This is a genomic window from Paenibacillus cucumis (ex Kampfer et al. 2016), from assembly GCF_019748695.1.
GTDB lineage: Bacteria > Bacillota > Bacilli > Paenibacillales > Paenibacillaceae > Paenibacillus > Paenibacillus polysaccharolyticus.
Map to the genome: position 1 here is coordinate 145,318 of NZ_JACLIC010000012.1, position 23,080 is coordinate 168,397.

The window sequence follows — 23,080 nt, forward strand, 5'->3', positions numbered from 1 at the left end:
ACGATATTGATAAAATTATAGCCAATTCTGATGGAAACAACAATGTATATATCCTATTCTTACATTAAGGCGAATCAAAAGGGGACAGGATATTCGTGAATAAACCAATGCAGCTTGGAGAATTGGGCAAGCGAGAGTTTAACAGGGAGTTGATGACACTTGTAGTTCCGATTGCTTTGCAGAATCTGATCTCGGCAACGGTGATATCTGTGGATGTCATCATGTTGGGGGTGATAAGTCAATCGGCCATGGCGGCCGTGTCCCTTGCAGGGCAAATCACCTTTGTATTAACCTTGTTTTACATGGGGATGTCGGCAGGGGCAAGTATTCTCACAGCACAATATTGGGGGAAGAAGGATACACCTGCCATACAGCGCATTCTTAGTATTGCCTGCATGTTCTCATTCTGTATCTCGATTTTATTTTTTATGACCTCCTTATTTCTTCCCGTGGCACTTATGCGCTTATTTACAAACGACCCTGAGTTAATTCAATACGGCTCCAGATTTCTACAGTTCAATTCGTTTTCTTATCTTGTGATGGGTTTATCCCAAATGTATCTCAGCGTAATCAGAAGTATGGAGAAGGCCAAGATCGGCGCCTGGATTAGTTCTCTATGTTTGATCTTGAATATTCTCTTTAATGCACTGTGTATATTTGTTTTATTCCCCTCCCAGCCTGAACTGGCCATTGCTGCAGTAGCTCTAGCCACCGTATTGGCCCGGTTTATTGAACTGGCCTGTTGCATCGTTCACTCCTTGACCAAAGGAAGCATTCGTTTTCGTTTACCGGTATGGGATCGCATTGAGCGGAATTTATTAAAAGACTTTCTCCAATATACACTGCCAGTACAGGGGAATTATATCGTATGGGGCGGAGCACTTACAGCTACGGCTGCCATTATAGGTCATGTAAACTCCGATATGGTAGCAGCAAACTCGATTGCGTCTGTCGTGAAAAATTTGGCGAATGTTCTCTGTGGAGGCATTGCCGCCGGAGGTTCTGTACTTGTAGGTAAGTATCTAGGACAAGGAGATATGGACAAAGCCAAATATGCAGGCAACCTCATGTGTAAGTATGCTTTCATTTTTGGAGTCGTTGCAGGCTGTACCATCCTGGTAACGAAACCTTTAGTTTATTCCTTGGTGAATTTAAACCCCATTGCCCAAAGTTATCTGGATGGTATGCTCTACATTAGTGCATATTATTGTGTCGCCAAATCGTTTAACGCTACAACGATAGCTGGCATATTTCCGGCTGGTGGAGACTCCAAATTCGGTTTATGGTGTGATACGGTGGTCATGTGGTTTGTTATTCTCCCGCTTAGTTACTTATGTGCTTTTGTTTGGCAAGTGTCTCCCATTTTCTTATACCTTGTGATCAGCTTGGATGAAGTTCTGAAATTACCTATTGCTTTCATGCGATACCGTCAATTGAAGTGGCTCAACAACCTAACTAGAAACTTTGCATAAAACTACTTTAGTCAAAGATAGATAAATGCAACTAACTCTAATAAATATCAGCTTTTTATCAAAGGAGAACGTGTAATGAATATTCAACAGCGTATGGCAAGTAAACAATTATTTACAGATCATGATGCAAATTATCTGGAAGAGGCTGCCGAATTAGCTCATGCCCGCCAGCGAGGCAAAGCGTTATGCTACGAGATCAATAATCTGCACCCGGATGATGTGGAAATGCGGAAAATACTAATGAAGCAGCTCTTTGGGAGCATGGGAGAGAACGTATGGTTGGAGCCGCCTATTCGCATGTCCTATGGTACAAATACATCCGTAGGTGATAACGTGTATATCAATTTCAATCTCACTGTAGTTGACGACTACCAAGTCACAATCGGCAATGATGTCATGTTCGGCCCGAATGTTACGATTGCGGTAACGAATCATCCTGTTCACCCACAAAGACGCAAGGAAGGTGCAATGTTTGCATTACCCGTCGTGATTGAAGATGGGGCGTGGATCGGAAGTGGAGCCATTATTTTACCAGGCGTTACGATTGGCAAAGGAAGTGTCATTGGAGCAGGTAGTGTGGTCACCAAAGATATCCCGGCTAACGTAATCGCGGTTGGAAATCCATGCAGGGTTCTTCGAGAGATTACGGATCATGATCAAGAGTTCTACTATAAAGATATGCGGTTTGATCAAGTAGAGTGGTAAGAAAGGACTTTTCCAATGAACATATTGTATTGTCTTATTGCAGGAATCATACTCATTTTCGTCATTAGAGCGATAGTTCATTCACAGTACACACACAAGATGGCAAGTAAAATGAACAAACAATTCAAGCATAATGTTAATGAAGATACCTACCATAAGGATCAGCATAATGAATCTAGTTAGTAATCATGCACACGTGATACAACTACAACAGACAACCTCTGTATATTTCGAAAACGCCTTGTTGACAGTATCCGTCTTATTTTGTATGGTGTTTTAAAATATAATCTAATTGAGAATGATTATCTTTTAGAACAGAAGAGGGGATTACAAATCATCTAATGGACGTTCAAAAACTTATACATATTTGGAATCAGGTAATGGTGCGCGTGTTGGATGTACGGCTAAAACAGACTGGCATTGATGATGACTTACATCAATACCGCTTGCCGGCTAGCGCTTTTATATTCGTTATGCAAGGACAAGGTGAATTATGGGTCGACAATGAAGTATGGCTCTGTGACCGTTTTTATGTATTACACGCCGGTAAGGGAGCTCGATTAACCGTTCGTAGCCGAAAAGAGCTGAACGTGTATATCGTACTGTACAAAGCAGCTCTTCCCGCTTCCTCCTTAAGAGAATTCCACATGATGATTCAGGAATCAGATCCGTTTAAGGAATGTTGGGGTTTCTCTCCCGCAGAACCTCTTGTCATGCTGGATTTGCTTCAAACAATGCGCGAACATTGGTTAAAACCTGATGACGGATTGACCCGACTTGTGACAAAGGGGGACTTTATCCGTTTTGTCCATGCTGTTCTGCAGGAAAGCGTGCACAGAGATCGCGAGCTTTCCTTATCAGAACAGATCGTCCGACATCTGTCCAGAAATTACCGACATTCTTTCTCCTTAGAAGCTCTTGCTAAACAATTAAATTACAGCCAGCAATACATATCGAGAAAATGCAAAGAACAGACCGGTCTAAGTCCGCTGGATTACGTAATCCGTTTCCGAATGGAAGAAGCAAAATCACTGTTAGCTGTTACAATGGCAACTCAACAGGAGATTGCTTCGCATGTTGGATATCCCGACCTTATGTATTTCAGCCGTATGTTCAAAAAGTACACCGGCATGACACCAGGACATTTCCGCAAACAATATGGCCAATCCGTTTCAGATCATGCAAGGAATACGTCAAAATCATCCGTTGTTCTGAGCGACAGAGTACGTTATCATTTCCAATTGAGTGATATTGATTATCAATTTCAATGGGAAGGTGAGCAAAAAATGACCAGAGTTAATCAAAGTTTCTATGCAGCGCTCCTGTTATGTTTAACCATGATCGTAACCGCTTGTGGTGGGCAAGTAAATAGCGGGAGTACAACGGGTAACGCTAACGCTTCTACTAATTCTAATTCTACCTCGACCTCTCAGGAGTTGGAACCTACGCCTTCTTCAGAGACCAAGATAGTGAAAACTGCTTTTGGCGATGTAGAAGTACCCGAGCATCCGCAGCGCGTAGCTGCAATATCGTATCTCGGAACTGTACTTGCGCTAGATGTCGAACCGATTGCTGGCGAATCGTTTTTGATGTCAAGTCCATATCTTGAAGGAATGCTGGATGGTGTAACAGATGTAGGAGACTCTGTAGAAAAGTTGCTAGAATTGCAACCTGATTTGATCATTACACATAACGGCCAGTCTGAAGTCGTTGAAAAATATCAAAAAATCGCACCTACGGTTTCCGTTCCTTACAATCACTTTGCCTCCATTCAGGAGGAAATGCTGTATTTCGGTGACTTGCTGGATCGACGGGATGAAGCGGAGAGATGGAACGAACAATTCGAGAAAGATACTGCTGATATTCGAAAAAAAGTTCAACAATCGGTTCCTGAAGGAAAAACGCTATCGGTTATGCAGGAGTACGATGGGACCGTGTTCCTTTTTGGTCCAAAGTCCGGGCGTGGCGGCAGGCTAATGTATGAAATCATGGGATTGAAGCCGCCTACGGCGATTCCAGAAAATATGCTGCAAGAATCCTACTCTGAATTTTCGCTAGAGAATTTACCAGAATATACGGGTAATTATCTGATTCTTACAACCGAGGCCAGTTTACAGGAGTTACAGGCTGATCCCATTTGGGGCTTGCTGGAACCAATGCGCAACAATCGAGTATATCTATGGACCGAGAACCAATCCTGGTACCGCGATCCTATCGCATTGAAAAAACAAATTACCCAGTTGACCGACTGGATCATTGAAGCAGCAAGTCGGTAACGGTATTGAATTTCTAATGGGATTATATTTTTTTATATACGATATGCTCTCCTACAGTAATTGGGTGAAAAAGTCATCCCTATTGCTGTAAGGAGAGTTTTTTCATGCAAAAAAGTTTAAGAACTGAATTATACCCGGGTAATATTGACTTTGTATTTTTACCCGGGTATAATCAATTAAGAAGATCATTAAAGGAGGGTTAACATGCAGGATTCACCTGTCGAAATAAACTGCACTGCCTTTGTAGGCAGAAAACATTTCGTCAAAGGTACATTACAACACGTTGTTAAAGTCATAAAAGAAAACTTGGAAGAGAATACACTTGTTGATTTGCTTGTTTTTGACGATTCTACTGGGAAACCGATAGATATTGATTTTCGAGGAAGCTTAGAGGACGTATTAGACCGTCTTAACAGTAAACCGACACGAATAAAGGATACGAAGGAAAATGAACAACCCGTTCGCAGAGCCGGCCGCCCTAAACTAGGGGTAGTATCCGGTGAAGTTACTTTGCTGCCTAGACAATGGGACTGGCTTAAAGCTCAACCCGGAGGCGCTTCGGTAACCCTGCGAAAACTGATTGATGAGGCTCGCCGTTCAGGGGAGAACGGAAACAAAGTTCGTGCGGCGCAGGAAGCAACCTATCATTTCATGACAGCAATGGCGGGAGATTTCCCTCAATACGAAGAAGCTTTGAGAGCACTGTATGCCCCGAATGAAAATCGTTTTTACGAATCCATTGATGATTGGACACCTGATATCAGAGATTATATTAAGTCTTTGTCCAGTGATGCATTCACGCAGGAATAGAGGAGAACATCATAATGAATATGTTAAGAGTAAACGATATTGATATTGCTTATGACAGTTATGGCAGTGAAAAGAATGAAACCATTCTATTAATTGCAGGGCTCGGCACACAGATGATTCGTTGGACGGTTCCATTCTGTGAGATGTTAGCAGCACGAGGATTTCGAGTGATTCGTTTTGATAATCGAGATACGGGGTTATCGACCCATTTTAGCAATCATGCAACATTAGATTTCGAAGCACTTGCTAAAACACTCATGTCGGGAAAACTTCCTGATCTTCCATATACCCTTGATGATATGGCTGACGATACAATTGGATTGTTAAATGCCTTGAGGATCAAAAAAGCACATGTTGTTGGTCGTTCGATGGGCGGTATGATTGCCCAGCTTATGGCCAGCCAATATCCCGAGCGTGTCCTCTCGCTTACTTCACTAATGTCGACTACAGGTAACACGGAACTTCCACCGACATCCCCGGAAGTCATGGCGTTGATGACTGGGCCAGCACCGAATCCGATGGAGGATGAAGAGGGTTATTTGGCTCACAGCGTAGCTTTTGCTAAACGTATTGCCGGTACAGGTTACCCTTTTGAGGAAGACGCGTATCGTTCACTCATTCGAGAGGAAATACAGCGAGCTTATGATCCGGGCAGTGTTGGGCGACAGATTGCTGCAATTGCGGTTTCAGGTGATCGGCGGGCGCGACTGGCAAAAGTTAAGGTCCCAGCCTTAGTGATTCACGGTGTGGAAGATCCGATGTTTGTTCCCGCTTGCGGTAGAGACACGGCGGAAGCGATCAACGGTGCAGAATTGATGTTACTTGAAGGTATGGGCCATGATTTGCCGCAGCAGCTGTTTGAAACCGTTGTTGATGGAATTGAAAGGACAGCCCGCAGTACACGCCCGTGATGAGTAAAAAGCCGCTTTAATAGCGGCTTAAACTGTATTATCTTTATTTGTGATAAGTCGCAGTAAACCCATGTTGTCCGAAATTTAATTATATTTTATGCTGCATCAACTGTGATCTTTGGGAAAACACCCAGACGGCAAACAGCATCACCAAAGCAACCAATATGCCGGATTCCCCCGTCCATAGATAGGCGTTTTCTCCGCTTGTGGAGAGATCAAATGAATCCTGAATCACGGCGTTCCAGGAAGCATGAAGGAGGATTGCCGGCCATATGCTACCTGTACTTAAACGAAGATGACTGATGACAAAGTTAAATGAACTGATCGTAATCAAAAATAGGATAATTGACAATCCGAGTGATGGTCCCGAATAATAACTCCCTAACAGAATGGCGGGAATATGCCACGCTCCCCAGATCAACCCGCTTGTAAGAATCGGTTTGGGCACACCTGCTGTTATTAATCTGGTAAGCATATAGCCTCTCCATCCCAGCTCTTCACCGGCACTGCTGATCACACCGAACAATGTACCAGCAAACATCTGATAAATAACACTTCCCATCAGAGCCCAGATAAAAGAGCCACTGGTGTGCACGTAGTCGACCAAGCCGGTTATCCAGGCGAATCCATAAGCTAACGACCCGACAACTACTGGAAATAGTAGCACAAAAGGAAGCGTTTTTAACGTTAATATCTCGCCAAATCGCAGAGAAATATCTGCAAAGCCTTCGCGCAACATAAGCCGTGTCTGGATAGATGAGAGTCCTGGGGCCCACATTAGTAGCAGACCAAATACAGGTGACACATTGATTGCCAGTACATAGCTAAGTAGGGTGAGAGGAATAAGCCATATGAAAAAAACAAGTAAACCTCTCCGTGATTGTTGAATCGCTCTCTGACTTTGGCCCAGGATAGAATACGGCTTAAGACGGTTCAGAAACGATCATTCTACAATTCGAGCGCATAAGCAAGGACTCGCGCTTGGCTCATGTCTGCCCCTTTATTCCACCAAATCTGCCATTCGTGCTGCTGTAAACCTTGATGGATGGCTTCCACACATTCCAAATATTCTTCTGGAAAGCTCGGTTGATTATCCCCGCCATAGGACTGACGTCTTTTCTCGGCAGCACCGAGTAATAATGCGGCTTCCATTAATGCTCCCCGAGCACATAATGTTATTCCCAAACCCTCAACTCCACGAGAAAGAACCCAGGAACCGCGGTAGATCTGACTTGCAGCGATACATTTCTTGAAATATTCAACCGCTTGATTCATTGCCCCGCGTTTCAACGCGGCATACCCGAGACATTCGTACGGACCAGATAGTTCCCATGGGTCCTTTACCATTTGAAAAAGACGCACGCTCTCTTCCAGCAAGTTGGAAGCCTCTGTATAACGTTGCTGTTCCAAACGAATTTTGCCGTACGCATGCAGTGAAGAAGCAAGATTCCAAGAGTCATTGATACTTCTTGCCAATTCTACGCTCTGTTGTGCCATTGCCTCCGCTTTTTGAAGATCGTTCTGCCGAATGTAGATAAAAGCAAGCAAGCGAAGGGAAGAGGCAGACAGGGAATTGTCTTGTTGTTCAAGGGCTAGCTCCACACTGCGTGTTGCAGCGTCCATTCCCGATTGGATGTTCCCTTGAACAAATTGAATGATGCCTAACCCGTGCCATGCTTTGGCACAATCCGTTGCAGAACCATCGTTTGATTCTTCTACATGCAAAAATCGTTCCAGCCAGAACAATCCATCCTTCAATCTGCCCTCGTGAAGCCAGAACCCATACAGATGGGCCGCCAGATGAAGACCCCATGCACGTGCGTGAACATGAGCATAGCACCATTGAAGTGCAGCACTTAAGTTGGCGTATTCCGTTCTCACAGATTCGATACTAAGCTCTCGTTCAATGGTTCTGAAGCAGGCTTCAGCCTGAATCAAATAGCCTTTGTAATATTCCATATGTCGCATAGAGAGAGTACTACGTTTTTCATCATCAGATTGTTCGTTCCATTTATCTGTGGCATATTCCTTGATTGCCTCCAGCAAAGAGTAACGAATGGAGCCATGGTGCGAATCAATCCCGGTGGAGACAAGAGACTTGTTAACCAGACCCGATAAAAGATCGAGCATATCTTCGACCGTAATAGGGTCTTTCTGGCCAGACAGATCCGGTTCACATATGCAGATTGCCTCTGCTGCTTCCAGCGTGAAACCGCCCGCAAATACATTTAACCTTTGGAGCAAAAGACGTTCCTTGCCTGTCAGCAGATGATAACTCCAATCAATGGTTGAACGCAGTGTTTGGTGCCGAGGCCCGGCGGTTCGTTTACCTGAAGTCAAAAGGGTAAGCTGCTGAGTGAGACGTTCTTCAATCTGTCCCAAGCTCAACATGTTCATTCGTGCTACCGTAAGCTCAATCGCTAGAGGTATGCCCTCAATTTTCCGGCAAATTGCACCGATTTGCTTCAAATGTGAAAGCGTAGGCACAAAGTGCGGAACCAGAACGCTGGCTCGTTCCACAAACAGCTGGATCGCTTCATAACTCATCCATTCTGATTCAGTATGTACATTCGATAAGTCCTCCTCTGCGGGAGAAGAGAGTGGAGGAAGTCGATAAACCAATTCTTGAGTGATATTAAGAGGCTCTCGACTGGTGGTTATTATTCGTAGGTCTGGTGTTTCCATCAAAAGGAATTCCGCTACCTCAGCAATTGTATCAATGATATGTTCACAGTTATCAAAAATAAAAAGCAGCTCATAATGACGTATCGCTTCAATGATCACAGCTTCATCCGACATCTTCCCCTGGGTGGTCAGCCCCAATGTAGATAAAAGCAAAGGATATACGTCATGTGCATCATGGATTGTACCAAATTCAAACATATATATTCCTTGCGAAAAACGAGCTGTGAGTGTGGAAGACACTTCGGTAGCAAAAGACGTTTTGCCAATCCCACCAGGTCCGATGATAGAAATCAGAGCATGATCAATCAATTTCTCAGTCAGCACTTCTCTGGAATGTTGTCGTCCGACAAAGGTGGAGGGTCGATTGCGTAATCGTACTGCTGCCTTGAACGGTGTTGTGGACACTTCTTTCACAGCCTCAGGTTGCACAGTTTCACTTGCCATGAGGGTGTTGAACCATGTTTGATCAAAATCTGCAAATTCACGACCTGACGCCGAACGCGCTTCCGAGAATCGCTTGACGGTATTCCATAACATTGTAGCTTCCTCTATAGCAGCATCCTCTAGAAAAAGTCCTTCTTCCCAAAAAGCCTGAATGATCTGCTTCAGGCTTCCGATACTGGGCAGACGATCCCCATTCTCCCATTGCTGTACCGTCCTTGGATCTACGCCAGCTCGTTTGGCCAAATCCACTTGCCGCATTTTTTTAAAAGTGCCTTTCCGAGAAGGCCTTGTACGAATTTTTTTAATCCATTCATGGGGCCAATCGTTTGTGTATTTATCGTTTTCCATGACATCACCTGAATTTCATAGTCTAAGCAACCCTGAGCACACGAACAAACACGAACTCTTGTACATTCGTGTTCTGGATTGTAGCAGATAAAATAAGTCATATCAACACCAATTAACTAAGGAGGTAACACAGATGCCTTTAACTCGCATTGTCGCATTGAAAGGTCGTTCAAACGAAGAGAAAACGCAGCTCAAGGAAGTTGTTTTACAAACCATCGTGGATAAACTGCATGTGCCCGCAAATGATCGTTTTCTGATTATTGAAGAACTGGATCGAGAAAATTTCAGCTTTGATCCAACTTGTCTGGATATCGAAAGAAGTGAGGGTTTCCTAATCATTCAGGTCACCTTGAACCTGGGTCGTCCTGACGAAATGAAAAAGGAATTTTATGAAGCGCTCGCTGAAGAGTTACATCAGAAGGTGGGGATTCGAAAAGAAGATGTATTCATTAATCTGATTGAAGTTACCAAAGAAAACTGGTCATACGGCAATGGAATTGCTTCGTTTATTGTCTAGATCTGTAACAATGCATTCATACCTTATATAAGAGAGGAAGTCATAACTATGTCAACTTTACTATATGTAACAGCTCATCCCGGTAACCCCGAGACATCGTATAGCCTTTCGGCTGGCGAGCAATTCGTACAAGCTTATCGTGAAAGTCACCCTCAAGATGAGGTCGTGCACGTAGATCTGTATCAACGCAATATCCCACACATCGATGCAGACGTATTGGATGCTTGGGGCAAACTGCAAACAGGCGGCACATTCAATCAATTGACTGAAATACAGCAACAAAAAGTAACTCAATTGAATGAACTTCTCGAAGAATTCGTGGCTGCAGACAAATATGTTTTTGTGACACCCATGTGGAACTTTTCTTATCCTCCCGTAATGAAAGCTTATATCGATTCCTTTTGTGTCAGAGCCAAAACATTCAAATATACCGAAAACGGTCCAGTTGGCCTGCTACAAAACAAAAAAGCGTTCCACATTCAGGCAAGTGGCGGAGTATACTCATCAGGTCCTGTAGCGGATCGTGAGAATGGCAACCGTCATCTGGAAACAGTACTTCATTTTGTAGGCATCACAGACGTTCAGCATCTGTTTATCGAGGGTGTATCCACAGCAGGAGAACGTGCACCACAGATCAAAGCCGAAGGCATTGAACAAGCGCGTAGCATAGCACAAACATTTTAATGCTAGATATAAAATAACGATGTAAAAATAGGAATTACAATACGTCAACTTGTATCGCATCTCATTGTACCCATCACGCATTTTTCGGTCCATCCGTCATTTGCAGGATGGGTATCTTGATTCAAGGAGGATTCAGTCATGAAAGTAACTTACCACGGACATTCTGTAGTAAAGATCGAAACGCAAGGCACTATCATTTTAATTGACCCTTTTATTACCGGAAACGCACATACCGATCTTGATCCATCCACCATAGAAACAGACGTTATTCTGCTGACACACTGGCACGGCGATCATGTGGGAGATACCGTAGACATTGCAAAACGCAACAATTCACTGGTTATTGCTTCACCCGAACTCGCCGACCTGCTCGGATGGGAAGGCGTTCGTACACATGCCATGAGCATTGGGGGTGCGTATACGTTTGACTTCGGGCGAGTGAAATTGACACAAGCTTTCCATAGTTCAAGTTATGTAAACCAAAATTCGAAAACAATTACGTATACCGGCATGCCAACAGGAATTTTATTTACCTCTGAAGGAAAAACGGTGTTCCATGCAGGAGACACTGGCCTGTTTTATGATATGAAAGTGATTGGTGATCGCCATGCCATTGATCTCGCTTTTCTCCCCATTGGAGACAACCACACCATGGGACCCGAAGACGCGGCTGTGGCGGCTGAATGGCTTCAAGCCAAACAGGTGGTACCGATTCACTTCAATACCTTTCCGTTCATTCAGCAAAACCCGCATTCCTTTGTCGCGCTTTTGCCCAGTGGAGTAGGGAAAGTTCTAGAAGCCGGCGAAGGAATTGAACTCTGAGTTTGATTTGTATATCAAAACGGAATAATCGTTGTATTCTCAACAAAGTTCAGCTAAAATAAAGCTACAAATTTTATATCATGCTTGTTTTTATCCCCGGGTAAGAACGATAAAAAGCATTGAGTCTCAATCCCCACTAGGGCCTATGTAATGTAGGAGGGATGAGATTCAGTGCTTTTTTTGATAAAGAAGGAGGAGAGTACCATATGCGATTTTTAAGTGATTACGTTGTCAGACAAGGATTGAATGTACCTCAGGTGATACATTTAGTGGAAACGGTCTACAAGGCTAGGAGTGAAGAGAACACGGAGACTTGGCCGACAATCTTCTACGATTTTCTTCCAGGCAAGGCAGATATGGATATCAAATCAGGATATTTGAAGAGTGATAAGGTATTTGGACATAAAACAATCACATGGTTTGCCGAGAATGAAGCGAAGCAACTCCCCACCTTGACGGGGCTTATAAACGTATTTGATGCCGATACAGGCAGACCCTTAGGCATAACCGAGGCATCCTTTATTACGGGCATACGTACAGGTGCTTCGGGGGCAATCGGAGCAAAATACTTGGCCAGAAAAGACTCTGAAACTCTCCTTGTCGTAGGCTCTGGCAATCAGGCGATCTTCCAAATAGCTTGTGCCTTATCCGTGCTTCCGAACTTGAAAACGGTTTGTGTGGCCGGTAGGGACCAAGAGAAGCTGAGAACTTTTGTAAACGCCTTACCACACCGACTTCAATCTGAATTTGGTACGAACTTAGAGAACGTTACGTTTGAAGCAGCAGAATCGTTAGAAGAAGCTGTAAAAAGCAGTGATATTATCATCACCGTCACATCATCCAGAACGCCGATCATTAAGAGGGAGTGGGTAAAAGAAGGCACACACCTTTCTTGCATAGGTGCAGATATGACGGGGAAACAGGAGATTCACTCCAGCCTGATATCGCTAGCACGCCTGTATGTAGATGATCGGGAACACTGTATACAAGTGGGTGAGATTGAGATACCGCTGAAAGAAGGCAAGATTACAGAAAGCCATATATGCGGGGAGATCGGGGATTTAATTTTAGGAAAAATAAAGGGAAGAACCTCAAACGAACAAATCACCATATTTGATGCGACAGGTATGGCGATTCTGGATATATATGCAGCGAAAATCGCATTGCAGACTGCAGAGGTACGAAATCTCGGCGTTAAAATTGGCATCTAGGGAGAAAGAGAAATGACTTTTAACTATGAACATGTGTTACAAGCATATGATCGTATCAATAAACACCTGAAGAAAACACCACTTGAAGAGTCGTTCTATCTAGGCGATCTGAACAGAAGATACTTTTTCAAACTGGAGTCCTTCCAACGAGCAAAGAGCTTTAAAATCCGAGGGGCTTTAAACAAAATGATGACGCTATCCGAGGAAGAAAAGAACAGAGGCGTTGCCGCCATTTCTTCAGGTAACCACGGTAGTGCTGTGAGCTACGCGGCTTCCCTTCTCGGAATTCGTCCCGTCAAGGTGTTTGTTCCCGAAACGACAGCCCAAAGCAAAATTGATAAAATGAACTATTTCGGAGCAGAAGTGATGAAATTAGGTAAAGATTTTGACGAGGCTCATACGCTCGGCATGAAGTACATTCATGAACATCATTTAACGTATATTGATCCTTACTACGATGATCCGGAGATTTATGGTGGACAAGGCACGATAGGCATTGAAATTTTAGAACAAAACCAGGATATTGATACGATCGTCGTTCCAGTAGGCGGTGGGGGCCTGATTACAGGGATTGCGGTTGCTGCCAAATCGATCAAGCCGTCCATTCGAATTGTTGGAGTGCAAACCGAAGCCTGCCCAGCCATGATTAAATCTTACGAAGATCATACTTTATATGAACAATATCCTAGCGAGGAATCCCTCTGTGACGCACTCCTCGGTGGAATTGGAAAACTGAGTTACGAGATGGCTAAAGATTATGTTGATGATTTTATTGCCGTATCGGAGCATTCGATTGGCCGAGCCGTAAGTTTTCTGGCCAAAGAAGAAAAATACATTATTGAAGCAGGAAGCGCTACTGTAGTTGCAGCAATTATGGAACAGAGGGAACGAATCGGTGGTCGAAATGTCGCACTTGTGTTAAGCGGTGGCAACATTGATGGAGATGTACTCCTGAATATTTTATCCAAATACTAACACTTACACTTCATACTAAATACATGTTTAGTTGTTTTCGGTGAATTATACCTGTAAATCAATAACCCTCTTACCTGTGGAGAGAACGCTCTATAGGCATGAGGGTTATTTTCGTTCAAACAACGTGTCATATTAACAATTTGTTATCGAAGTTATCGTTTTATCATGTTGACTTCGAAGCGCTGACTCTATACTGAATATACGGAGATACACCAGAGTCTGATGACTCTCTCTGAAGAATATAGAGAAAGAAGGGGAGCACACGAATGAGTAATGCAAAAGCCACCCCATCCACCCAAGCCGATGTGATTCGTCCGAGTCCCCGGCGCAGCAAACGCAAAAAAGGCTTTAAGCGAACACTGGCACTGGATCTTATGCTACTGCCCGCTGTTATCTTGACGTTCATATTTGCGTACATACCGATGGGCGGATTGGTCATTGCTTTTCAGGATTACAAACCTTGGCTCGGGTTTGCCAAGTCTTCCTGGATCGGCCTGGAACATTTTCAATTTCTGTTTAGCATGCCGGAGAATGTACAGGTGATCTGGAACACTTTAATTATTGCGGGAATGAAACTGATTGGAGGTCTGATTGCACCATTGGTCTTTGCCTTACTCCTCAACGAAGTACGGAAGGAAACCTTCAAGAAGAGTATACAAACGTTCGTTTATCTGCCGCACTTTCTATCATGGGTTATTCTAGGCGGAATACTGCTGGACATGCTCGCAACAAAAGGCATGATCAATCAGTTTCTTGGGGCCGTGTTTGGCCTGGAACCAATCTTTTTCCTCGGAGAAGGTACCTGGTTTAGAATCGTTGTGGTCACCAGTGATATCTGGAAAGAATTCGGATTCGGCGCGATTATCTTTCTCGCCTCGCTGGCAGGTATAAACCCTGCACTATATGAAGCTGCTGAAGTGGATGGAGCGAGCCGGTGGCAACAAACCTGGTCCATTACGATTCCTGCCCTGATTCCGATCATGATTGTCGTAGGCACATTGTCGCTCGGAAATATTTTGAACGGAGGATTTGACCAGATTTTCAATCTATACAACCCACTCGTTTACGATAAGGGCGATATCATTGATACCTTCGTTTATCGGGTAGGTCTCATCGACGGGAAGTTTGGATTCTCGGCTGCAGTCGGGCTGTTCAAGTCGGTTGTCGGATTCGTTCTGATTGTGTTCGCATACCGTGCAGCTTATAAATTTGCAAATTACCGTATTTTCTAGAAAGGAGACCTTACCGGCATGTATCATAAAACAAAACCTTACAAAGTTTTCACCGTGTTTAACTATACGTTCTTAATTTTATTATCGTTACTCTGTATTATCCCGTTGATTCACATTCTCGCGGTCTCCTTCAGCGGTAAAGCAGCTGCCAATGCGAATCTGGTTGGACTCTTTCCGGTTGAATTTACTTTGGATGCTTATGAGAAAACATTGGCTAATGAAAACTTCATCCGATCCCTATGGGTTGCTGTACAGCGAACCGTGCTGGGTACACTTCTCAGTATGATTGTTGTCATTCTGGCAGCCTATCCGTTATCCCGCGAAAATCGAAGCTTTAAACGTCGTAATATCTACACTTGGTACTTTGTATTTACGATGCTGTTCAGTGGAGGCTTAATTCCATTTTACATTCTTATTCAGAAGCTTAATTTGCTCAATACGATGTGGGTGCTTATTCTTCCCGGAGCGGTATCTGTGTGGAATATGATTCTGTTATTAAATTTCTTCCGCAATGTGCCTAAAGAGCTGGAGGAAGCTGCATTCATTGATGGTGCGGGTTACTTTCGAACATTAGTCTCTGTCTTTTTGCCGGTGTCAATGCCAGCCATCGCTACACTATCCTTGTTCTCCATGGTAGGGCACTGGAACGCCTGGTTCGATGGTTTGATTTTCCTGACGGATCACGAAAAATATCCACTCGCAACGTTCTTGCAGACGATCATCGTACAGCAAGATTTCAGTAAAGTTTCAGTACGTCCCGAAGACCTGGAGAATATCTCACAACGGACGATAAAGGCGGCACAGATTTTCATTGGCATGGCACCGATCTTGGTGGTGTACCCCTTACTGCAACGCTTTTTCGTTAAAGGGATTGTACTTGGTGCTGTTAAAGAGTAAGACCAATTCAGGGTTAACTAAATTTTATATGATATGGGGGAGACAACATGTTAAAAACATGGAAAAAGCCGCTTCGCATTCTGATGGCTGCTACAATGTTATCTGGTGTACTCGCAGCATGCAGTAACGATTCTACATCACAGAAAAATCCTAGCGACAGTAATGAATTTTATTCCGCCCCGTTTGAAAATGGTAAGTATGTTGAACCGGTTACCATTTCGACGGTATTCCCAATCACTAGCAGCCTGAAATTCAAAAATGGGGAAAACATTGAAAATAACGTTCATACCAAGTGGGCTCACGATACACTAGGGATCGATATTAAGTACTTATGGACGGTCAGTGAACAAAATAATGCTTACCAGACCAAACTTCGCCTAATGCTCACATCGGGTCAAAAAATGCCGGATATTATCTCTTTCCGTGGCAGCCAGACATTAATCAGTGATTTAATTGAATCGGGTCAATTCGTGGATGCAGGAGAACTGTTCGATAAATATGCTTCGGATACGTATAAAAAAGCGATGGCGGAAGATCCGAATGTATGGAATCCCTACATCCGTGATGGTAAACGAATGGCAATTCCTATTCTGGAGAACGCTTACAACAATGATCCAGTGATGTACATTCGTGAAGACTGGCTTAAGAAGCTGAATCTGAAGGCACCAACAACATTAGATGAATTAGAAACGGTAATGGATGCCTTCGTCAATCAAGACCCGGATGGAAACGGGAAGAAAGACACCGTTGCTCTCTCTGTAGGGTTCAAAAACAATTTGAACACATGGATGGCAGAATCCGGCTGGATTTTTGGTATGTTTGGAGCGATGCCGAATCAGTGGAATAAAGCTGCAGACGGTTCGCTTGCATACGGCTCTATCCAACCAGAGATGAAACCGGCACTGGAGAAGATGAAAGAGTGGATGCAGAAAGGTTATATTGATAAGGAAGCGGGACTGTATGATGAGCCTAAGGCCGCTGAAGCATTCACTGCCGGCAAGTCTGGTATTATCGTTGGCCCTTATTGGATGACAGGCTGGCCAATCCCGGATCTGCAGCAAAATGTGCCAGGTGCTGAATATAAAGCTTATCCACTTCCTGCTGGTCCCGATGGTAAAATGGGACGCCACGGAACACCAATTAGTACGGGTGCTGTTCTGATCAACAAAGATATGGAACACAAAGACGCTTTCTTTGTATACCAGAACTATCTGTTTGATCACTGGGCTAATCCGGACAGCACAACATTCGTACACGGGTTTGCCAAAGGATATGATTATGATATCGGCCCTGACGGTGAGGTATATAAAGAGCAGCAAAGCGACAAAATTCCGGGCGGCTGGATTGATGCGATCCGTTATTCATTAACCTTTGATGGAGCGATCATTCCTAACCTGATGATGAATACGTTAGCTGATCTTGCGAATGGCAAAGAGCCGACCACTCAGTATGAGAAAAACCTGGCGGACCGAATCCCTGAACAGATTAAGGCAGCCAAAATTGTCATTGATCAAAAAGATATTGTAATGCCTCAGATGTTCACGGGTGTTCCAACGAAAACACAGGTTGCCAGAGGCGATATGCTGACCAAGCTGGAGAAGGAAGTATTGAACAAAATCATTTATGGCCAAGCGCCGATTGAGGAATTTGATACTTTTGCGGAGCAGTATATGACTTCTGGAGGTAAAGAGATCACGGAAGAAGTCAATGCATGGTATGACACGATAAAATAAAAAAACGAACCGCGCTTTACGTACAAGGGGTTTCATTGACCTGTGTACGTGAAGCGCGGTTTTTACTTTGTTTTATGCTACTTTCTTCACGATATGCCGCATTACTGTTCCCGGTATTCCTGCGGTGTCATCCCGAATTTATCACGAAACACCTTGATGAAATATTGGGAGTTGGCATACCCCAGTTTTTCGGAAATCTCATATATCTTATCCTGCGAATGGTTGAGCAGGTAGAGGGCAAGATCCATTTTCACGCTTAAAATATACTCACTTAAGCTGATACCTTGAAATTGTTTAAACAGCTTGGAGACGTATACCGGATGCAAGGATACATGATCTGCGATCGATTGAAGACTGAGGGAGTGCAAATTAGCAGAAACAAATGTCTTGATCTGATGAATAACGTCATGTTGCTCATCAAAAGACTGTTCTTCCAGCTTAATACGCAGCCGATCAAGCATGTTATCCGCCCAATCCGTAAGTTGGGAGACTGAACGGAAGGGCACACGTGGAACCCATTCGTTTCCTACCAGATCGGACAACAGCGCTTGGTTTTTGTGGGCAATGTAATGAAAGGCCGATAACAATACAATCTGAATCTCATCCAGATGTTCTTCGGTTTGTTCAGGTAGCGCACTATATCCGATCTTAATTCGGTGTAGACGTTCTTTGAATACTTCCCATTGTGCCGTTTCAAGTAAATGATTGAAGGTTGGAGGTTCATATAATATATGCAAAGAACGAATGGATACGGGGCGATAACTTTCCTCGAGGGAAAGGAAGTATCCCGTGCCGTTACCTACCTGCTTTTTGAGAGCCGATAGGGCTTGCTCGTACATGTCACGAATATCATGCTGAAGTCTACCTCCATGGCTAAGAATAACCGAAATGCCACCTTTCAGGTATTCATTAACATTGTGATGCAACTGCAGGGAAAGATGGGTGAGATCTTTACTTTGCTTCGTAATCTGCTCACTGTGATTCGTCTCTGGTGAAGTATCAATTTCGCTGGCTCCAGGTCCAGCGGGCTTTAACAAAAAGACCAAATAATCGTAATGATCCCTGCAATGCCAGGTATGAAAAGCCGTATTAAATAACTCACACGCAATGTTGGTCACAGCGTATTCAAACAATTGCAGGCTGGTCGTCGTATACCTGGTGAAATGCTCTTCCAACCGCACCAGAACAAGCTGCACATTATCTTCCGCACTGAAGGGTAACTGATAATGGCCCAACTTATCGTTCAAAACATCTTCTGAATAACGATTACCTTCAATCAGTTGATTCAGTAATCTGTCCTTCAGCGAAGGCAGATGCTCACGAAATGAGTTCATGGCTTGTTCATAGGACAAAGCCCTGCGAATCTGTTCTTCAATCGACAGCACTGTTTTTTCGAGACAGGATGCCAGCTTTTCGACATCCAGCGGTTTCAATAAATACTCGACAACACCATATTTCGTCGCTTCTTTGGCATACTCAAACTCGGCATAACCGGTAAGCAAAATGCAGGGAAGGTTGGGTTTTACCGCCTTGATCTGCCGTATCAGTTCAAGTCCGTTCATGACAGGCATTGAAATATCAGTGATCACAATGTCTACCGTTTGTTCCTCCAGAATGGATAATGCCTGCATGCCGGAGTATGCTTTGTGAATAACTTCAATACGGTATTGATCCCATGGGAATGAGATCTCAAGATCGTCGATCACATAGGATTCATCGTCAACTAACAGAATCTGATGCATCTGCAATATCCTCCTTATGTATAGTAATGATGTACGTGGTACCTTCATATAGGCTGGATTGTATGGACAAGCCCGATCGTTTGCCATATGTAAGCTTGATTCGCTGATTTACATTTCGGACTCCAGTTCCAATCTGTTCTTCTGGACGTGTTAATTCATCCATATGCTCACTGATGAGTGCAAGCCGTTCTGCTGGCATGCCTACACCATTGTCTGCAACCGTGATACGTATGAACTCCTGATCCTGCTCTGCACGAATTGTAATTTTCCCAGGACCCATGGAAGGTTCTATCCCGTGTTTGACACCATTTTCAACGAGCGGTTGCAGGATCATGCGAGGAATGCGAATAGATAGAAGCTGTTTTGGCACATGAATCTCACAGGTAATACTCTTTTTTCGCATATGTATGATGGACATGTAATGATTCACAAAACGGAGCTCCTCACCAAGCGTTGTATCCATATCTTCAATGCGGTGAATATAACGGCAATAGGCAGCCAGTTCCAGGGTCATGGCGGTTACAGATTCATAGTCTTTGACACTGGATTTGCTCTGAATATAGTTGAGGCAGTTATATAGAAAATGTGGATTGATCTGGGCTTGATACTGCTTCAACCTGGCCTCTTTGACCGAAAGCTCTCCAAGTAGCACCTGCTCGATTAACGTCTGGGTATTCTCGGCCATTCGGTTAAACGACCGGCCTAATATTCGAAACTCAAGAGTCTGGGTTTCATCAACACGGCTGGAGAAATCTCCCCGGTCAAAACGATCAATCGCTTTACGCAAACGAATAATCGGTTGTTGGATCTGATTTCGCAGCGCCAGAGTGTACAGTAGAGAGAGCAGAAGCATCGCCATCAGCGCCAGCACAAATAATGTATTGTTACGTGAGATAGACTGTTGCAATTGATTGGTAAGATGGTAATCAATAAAGTACAAATCGAGAATACTTGCTTTCATATAACTGATGAAATAATTCTGATCCTGAAATTTGATTTCGAAGAAACCGCTATCATTTCTGATCTGTGGAATAACCTGTGCGTCAGCTTCGGCAAGTTGTGAGGAGCCTGCTCCCCGGATTGCTGTCTTAAAATGCGAATCATAGAGCATGGGTGTCCCGGAAGTATATTCAGACATCATTTTCTGCAAAACCTCTAAGGATATTCGAATCTCAATGTACATCGGTCCTCGATGTCCCTTGGTAAGATGCGAATAATACCCCGTACCATCCTTGTTCATATGTAACGTCCATTTATCCAGCGGATCTTTGGACATGACAAACGGCTGAAATGAAAATTCACGGTCCGAAGATACGGTAGCCTTCTCATCTGGATAATACAGAATGATCGTATTGTTCCAAGCCGTTGAAGCACTGTTAAGAGCCAGCTTCTCCATCAGCTCGAGTTTGGCCTTATATTTAGCAAAATCATTACCGTAAGTGAGCGCATACGTATAACCTCTAACCGATTGATCCTCCGATAATGTCAGCGCATTCATTAATACCTGCTCGAATTGATTGGACAGCTGGGAAGACATGAAACGCACTTCACCCAGTTTGTTCTTCTGCAGCTCACGCTGAATTTCATCCACGTTTAATCGATAGATCCACCAAAAGATCAGGATGATTAGTACAAACATCAAAACCAGGCCCAGCGCCAGTTTTTGAAAAATAGAAGCGTTTTCTTTTGAAAACTTTTCCTTCAACATATTTTTCCCCCTGTGCAGCAAAGAAGCATAATGACTACCCTTTATTCTACAATATCTTGCTATATTAGGGGAAGGAACATGAGAGAGAGTGGGGGAGTTACAACCCATCGGCCAAGCGCAAACATTTTGATATCTGTCTAAAGATTTATGATAAACTGAGCTATATCAAATGCTGGAGGTACAGTATGGGGATTTGCACTGTTCTCTTGTATAGCTAATTTCATATACAGGAGGTTTAAAACATGGAAAACGTTCTACTTGATACTGATATTGGTGGAGACATTGATGACGCGATCTGTCTAGCCTATTTATTAAAAGAGCCACGGTGTGACTTAGTCGGCATTACCACCGTTTGTGGAGAGCCGGAGAAGCGGGCAGCCATTGCGAGTGCGATATGTAGAAACGTGAACAGAGACATTCCGATTATTGCTGGATTGGACACAACGTTGCAGCCTGTGCCTGTCTATCCAAAGCCTGACGGTGCGGCGGCCTTATCCAACTGGGAACATGATATCTATGACAAATCGGATGCGCCTGCTTTTATGTATGAGATGATTAGGTCTCATCCACGTGAAATAGTGTTACTCGGCATTGGAAACATGACGAATATTGCAACGTTGTTCAATACCTATCCTGATGCTGCATACCTGTTAAAAGGACTCTATGTGATGAATGGATATTTCGGCCATGAACCATTGCCTGAGCCCTATTACAATTGGAACTCATGGGCAGATCCGCTCGCATCTCAAATTGTTTTCGCTTCTAACATAGCGACTCACCGAGCCATCACACTGGAGATTACAGAACAATTGACTATAGAGGCAACCAGAGCTGGAGAACTTTTCCCTGCGAAATCCGAATTGATGAAATCCGTATTTGATTTTGGTAATTCGTGGCTGGAAAGCTCGAACAAGCTGACTCTACACGATCCGCTCGCGGCTGTTAGTATTTTTTATCCCGAAGTTTGTCAATTCGAAAAAGGATTTGTCCGCCTGGAAACCCAAAAGCAAACGTTAATGGGAGGTACCTCATTCGAAGCAGCCCGTAATGGCAACGTAGAAATTTCTCGGGAAGTCGATAAGGAACGTTTCTATCAAATTTTATCGGGTACGTTAAACTGCTAAAGAAATTCAATTCTTAAAACCGTTGTTAATCTGAAATATGATCAACGGTTTTTAGTTTTATTATTCTTCCATGTGTTTAGGACCTATCAAAAAAAGAACCATTTAAACTTAAATCCAACTGTTAAAAACATGAAATCCACCCCCACAAAATAAGCATGCGAAATGGTCGTGGAATTACTAAATACTCAGAATAGATTTTGGAGAAGATTTTGAGCATAGATATACTCCTTTGTTTTAATAGATTTAGCGAACTATTTTCTGTATAAAATCTACTCTTCAAACATTCGGTTATTTCATAAAATAAGTGTATAACTTCACTCCCCAAACGCCATTTTCTATACAAACGCAGATTTTGACTCAAATGCTGGCGACTTTAAGCTATCCTCATGGACAACGATATCTGACTCATTCGGGTATACGTTCGACACAGGAGTAGTTGCGATAGACAATATACATATTGGGATTTTATGGGTAACAGACCCCTTATAGCGGATGACTCGGAATAAAAAAATGTACAGAAGGACGACGTAGGGGAATGGTTCCGATCATTACTAGTGAAACTCACAACCAGCTATGGTCTATATGGAAAGAAATCTACTGTTCAAAACCGAACTATCATTAGATGGTTCGGTTTTTTATTCTTAGATACAACAAGGAATATTATAAATCAAGATCGAATACAAGATTAAGTAATTGTCTAATTTCCCAAGATTATCTACTGGGTTCCATTAAGACGATTTACCTTCTAAAGGGATGTGAATGGCTATCCTTTTATGAAAATAAT

General features: G+C 43.4%; 18 protein-coding genes. 14 read left to right on the forward strand and 4 right to left on the reverse strand.

Going from position 1 to position 23,080, the window contains the following annotated elements; genetic code table 11:
- The first annotated feature begins 95 nt into the window (after positions 1-95).
- The 5 genes from H7T88_RS08605 to H7T88_RS08625 all read left to right on the forward strand — a co-directional run bounded on the left by H7T88_RS08605 (position 96) and on the right by H7T88_RS08625 (position 6,174).
- Entirely contained in the window at positions 96-1,472 is a 1,377-nt protein-coding gene (locus H7T88_RS08605) for an MATE family efflux transporter (RefSeq protein ID WP_312027595.1), read from the forward strand.
- A gap of 75 nt (positions 1,473-1,547) precedes the next feature.
- On the forward strand, positions 1,548-2,177 hold the full coding sequence (locus tag H7T88_RS08610) for a sugar O-acetyltransferase (protein WP_221788102.1): 630 nt from the start codon (positions 1,548-1,550) through the stop codon (positions 2,175-2,177).
- A gap of 341 nt (positions 2,178-2,518) precedes the next feature.
- Entirely contained in the window at positions 2,519-4,453 is a 1,935-nt protein-coding gene (locus H7T88_RS08615) for an AraC family transcriptional regulator (protein ID WP_221788103.1), read from the forward strand.
- 204 nt (positions 4,454-4,657) lie between these two features.
- On the forward strand, positions 4,658-5,263 hold the full coding sequence (locus H7T88_RS08620; protein ID WP_221788104.1) for a DUF2239 family protein: 606 nt from the start codon (positions 4,658-4,660) through the stop codon (positions 5,261-5,263).
- A gap of 14 nt (positions 5,264-5,277) precedes the next feature.
- The gene (locus tag H7T88_RS08625; protein WP_221788106.1) at positions 5,278-6,174 is read left to right on the forward strand and encodes an alpha/beta fold hydrolase; all 897 of its coding nucleotides are present in this window, start codon (positions 5,278-5,280) and stop codon (positions 6,172-6,174) included.
- A gap of 88 nt (positions 6,175-6,262) precedes the next feature.
- On the opposite strand, the gene H7T88_RS08630 is transcribed toward H7T88_RS08625, so the two are convergent.
- Both H7T88_RS08630 and H7T88_RS08635 read right to left on the reverse strand, forming a co-directional pair.
- Positions 6,263-6,913 carry a CPBP family intramembrane glutamic endopeptidase gene (locus H7T88_RS08630; RefSeq protein WP_221788108.1) on the reverse strand — a complete coding sequence of 217 codons (651 nt, stop codon included), beginning with the start codon at positions 6,911-6,913 and terminating at the stop codon, positions 6,263-6,265.
- Between the two features lie 209 nt (positions 6,914-7,122).
- Positions 7,123-9,651: a tetratricopeptide repeat protein gene (locus H7T88_RS08635; RefSeq protein WP_221788110.1), complete on the reverse strand. Its 2,529-nt coding sequence runs from the start codon at positions 9,649-9,651 to the stop codon at positions 7,123-7,125.
- A 133-nt stretch (positions 9,652-9,784) separates the two neighbouring features.
- Here H7T88_RS08635 and H7T88_RS08640 point away from each other — a divergent pair, with 133 nt between their 5' ends.
- The 8 genes from H7T88_RS08640 to H7T88_RS08675 all read left to right on the forward strand — a co-directional run bounded on the left by H7T88_RS08640 (position 9,785) and on the right by H7T88_RS08675 (position 17,722).
- Positions 9,785-10,168, forward strand: a complete 384-nt coding sequence (locus tag H7T88_RS08640; protein WP_090916249.1) for a tautomerase family protein — start codon at positions 9,785-9,787, stop codon at positions 10,166-10,168.
- A gap of 48 nt (positions 10,169-10,216) precedes the next feature.
- Positions 10,217-10,852 carry an FMN-dependent NADH-azoreductase gene (locus H7T88_RS08645; protein ID WP_221788112.1) on the forward strand — a complete coding sequence of 212 codons (636 nt, stop codon included), beginning with the start codon at positions 10,217-10,219 and terminating at the stop codon, positions 10,850-10,852.
- Positions 10,853-10,990: 138 nt separating this feature from the next.
- Positions 10,991-11,674, forward strand: coding sequence for a metal-dependent hydrolase (locus tag H7T88_RS08650; protein ID WP_221788113.1), 684 nt, complete (start codon positions 10,991-10,993; stop codon positions 11,672-11,674).
- A gap of 206 nt (positions 11,675-11,880) precedes the next feature.
- Positions 11,881-12,885 (forward strand): ornithine cyclodeaminase family protein, encoded by a 1,005-nt coding sequence (locus H7T88_RS08655; protein WP_221788114.1) that lies wholly within the window; start codon positions 11,881-11,883, stop codon positions 12,883-12,885.
- A gap of 12 nt (positions 12,886-12,897) precedes the next feature.
- Complete coding sequence (locus H7T88_RS08660; RefSeq protein ID WP_221788115.1) at positions 12,898-13,860, forward strand: threonine ammonia-lyase; 963 nt, start codon at positions 12,898-12,900, stop codon at positions 13,858-13,860.
- Between the two features lie 266 nt (positions 13,861-14,126).
- Positions 14,127-15,092: an ABC transporter permease gene (locus H7T88_RS08665; protein WP_154985468.1), complete on the forward strand. Its 966-nt coding sequence runs from the start codon at positions 14,127-14,129 to the stop codon at positions 15,090-15,092.
- Between the two features lie 18 nt (positions 15,093-15,110).
- Entirely contained in the window at positions 15,111-15,989 is an 879-nt protein-coding gene (locus H7T88_RS08670; RefSeq protein WP_221788116.1) for a carbohydrate ABC transporter permease, read from the forward strand.
- A 47-nt stretch (positions 15,990-16,036) separates the two neighbouring features.
- On the forward strand, positions 16,037-17,722 hold the full coding sequence (locus H7T88_RS08675) for an extracellular solute-binding protein (RefSeq protein ID WP_154888778.1): 1,686 nt from the start codon (positions 16,037-16,039) through the stop codon (positions 17,720-17,722).
- Between the two features lie 101 nt (positions 17,723-17,823).
- Here the strand turns inward: H7T88_RS08675 and H7T88_RS08680 are convergent, their stop codons facing one another.
- Positions 17,824-19,464, reverse strand: a complete 1,641-nt coding sequence (locus H7T88_RS08680; RefSeq protein ID WP_221788117.1) for a response regulator — start codon at positions 19,462-19,464, stop codon at positions 17,824-17,826.
- Positions 19,442-21,172, reverse strand: coding sequence for a sensor histidine kinase (locus tag H7T88_RS08685; protein ID WP_221788118.1), 1,731 nt, complete (start codon positions 21,170-21,172; stop codon positions 19,442-19,444). Before H7T88_RS08685 ends, H7T88_RS08680 begins: the two co-directional genes overlap by 23 nt.
- Before the next feature lie 242 nt (positions 21,173-21,414).
- On the opposite strand from H7T88_RS08685, the gene H7T88_RS08690 reads away from it, so the two are divergent.
- On the forward strand, positions 21,415-22,296 hold the full coding sequence (locus H7T88_RS08690) for a nucleoside hydrolase (protein WP_221788119.1): 882 nt from the start codon (positions 21,415-21,417) through the stop codon (positions 22,294-22,296).
- Positions 22,297-23,080 lie beyond the last annotated feature (784 nt).

Excerpts from the sequence above, each read along its gene's own strand:
- H7T88_RS08610 (WP_221788102.1), top strand. The coding sequence starts at position 1,548 with ATGAATATTCAACAGCGTATGGCAAGTAAACAATTATTTACAGATCAT.
- H7T88_RS08615 (WP_221788103.1), top strand. The coding sequence starts at position 2,519 with ATGGACGTTCAAAAACTTATACATATTTGGAATCAGGTAATGGTGCGC.
- H7T88_RS08620 (WP_221788104.1), top strand. The coding sequence starts at position 4,658 with ATGCAGGATTCACCTGTCGAAATAAACTGCACTGCCTTTGTAGGCAGA.
- H7T88_RS08625 (WP_221788106.1), top strand. The coding sequence starts at position 5,278 with ATGAATATGTTAAGAGTAAACGATATTGATATTGCTTATGACAGTTAT.
- H7T88_RS08630 (WP_221788108.1), bottom strand. The coding sequence starts at position 6,913 with ATGTTGCGCGAAGGCTTTGCAGATATTTCTCTGCGATTTGGCGAGATA.
- H7T88_RS08635 (WP_221788110.1), bottom strand. The coding sequence starts at position 9,651 with ATGGAAAACGATAAATACACAAACGATTGGCCCCATGAATGGATTAAA.
- H7T88_RS08640 (WP_090916249.1), top strand. The coding sequence starts at position 9,785 with ATGCCTTTAACTCGCATTGTCGCATTGAAAGGTCGTTCAAACGAAGAG.
- H7T88_RS08645 (WP_221788112.1), top strand. The coding sequence starts at position 10,217 with ATGTCAACTTTACTATATGTAACAGCTCATCCCGGTAACCCCGAGACA.
- H7T88_RS08650 (WP_221788113.1), top strand. The coding sequence starts at position 10,991 with ATGAAAGTAACTTACCACGGACATTCTGTAGTAAAGATCGAAACGCAA.
- H7T88_RS08655 (WP_221788114.1), top strand. The coding sequence starts at position 11,881 with ATGCGATTTTTAAGTGATTACGTTGTCAGACAAGGATTGAATGTACCT.
- H7T88_RS08660 (WP_221788115.1), top strand. The coding sequence starts at position 12,898 with ATGACTTTTAACTATGAACATGTGTTACAAGCATATGATCGTATCAAT.
- H7T88_RS08665 (WP_154985468.1), top strand. The coding sequence starts at position 14,127 with ATGAGTAATGCAAAAGCCACCCCATCCACCCAAGCCGATGTGATTCGT.
- H7T88_RS08670 (WP_221788116.1), top strand. The coding sequence starts at position 15,111 with ATGTATCATAAAACAAAACCTTACAAAGTTTTCACCGTGTTTAACTAT.
- H7T88_RS08675 (WP_154888778.1), top strand. The coding sequence starts at position 16,037 with ATGTTAAAAACATGGAAAAAGCCGCTTCGCATTCTGATGGCTGCTACA.
- H7T88_RS08680 (WP_221788117.1), bottom strand. The coding sequence starts at position 19,464 with ATGCATCAGATTCTGTTAGTTGACGATGAATCCTATGTGATCGACGAT.
- H7T88_RS08685 (WP_221788118.1), bottom strand. The coding sequence starts at position 21,172 with ATGTTGAAGGAAAAGTTTTCAAAAGAAAACGCTTCTATTTTTCAAAAA.
- H7T88_RS08690 (WP_221788119.1), top strand. The coding sequence starts at position 21,415 with ATGGAAAACGTTCTACTTGATACTGATATTGGTGGAGACATTGATGAC.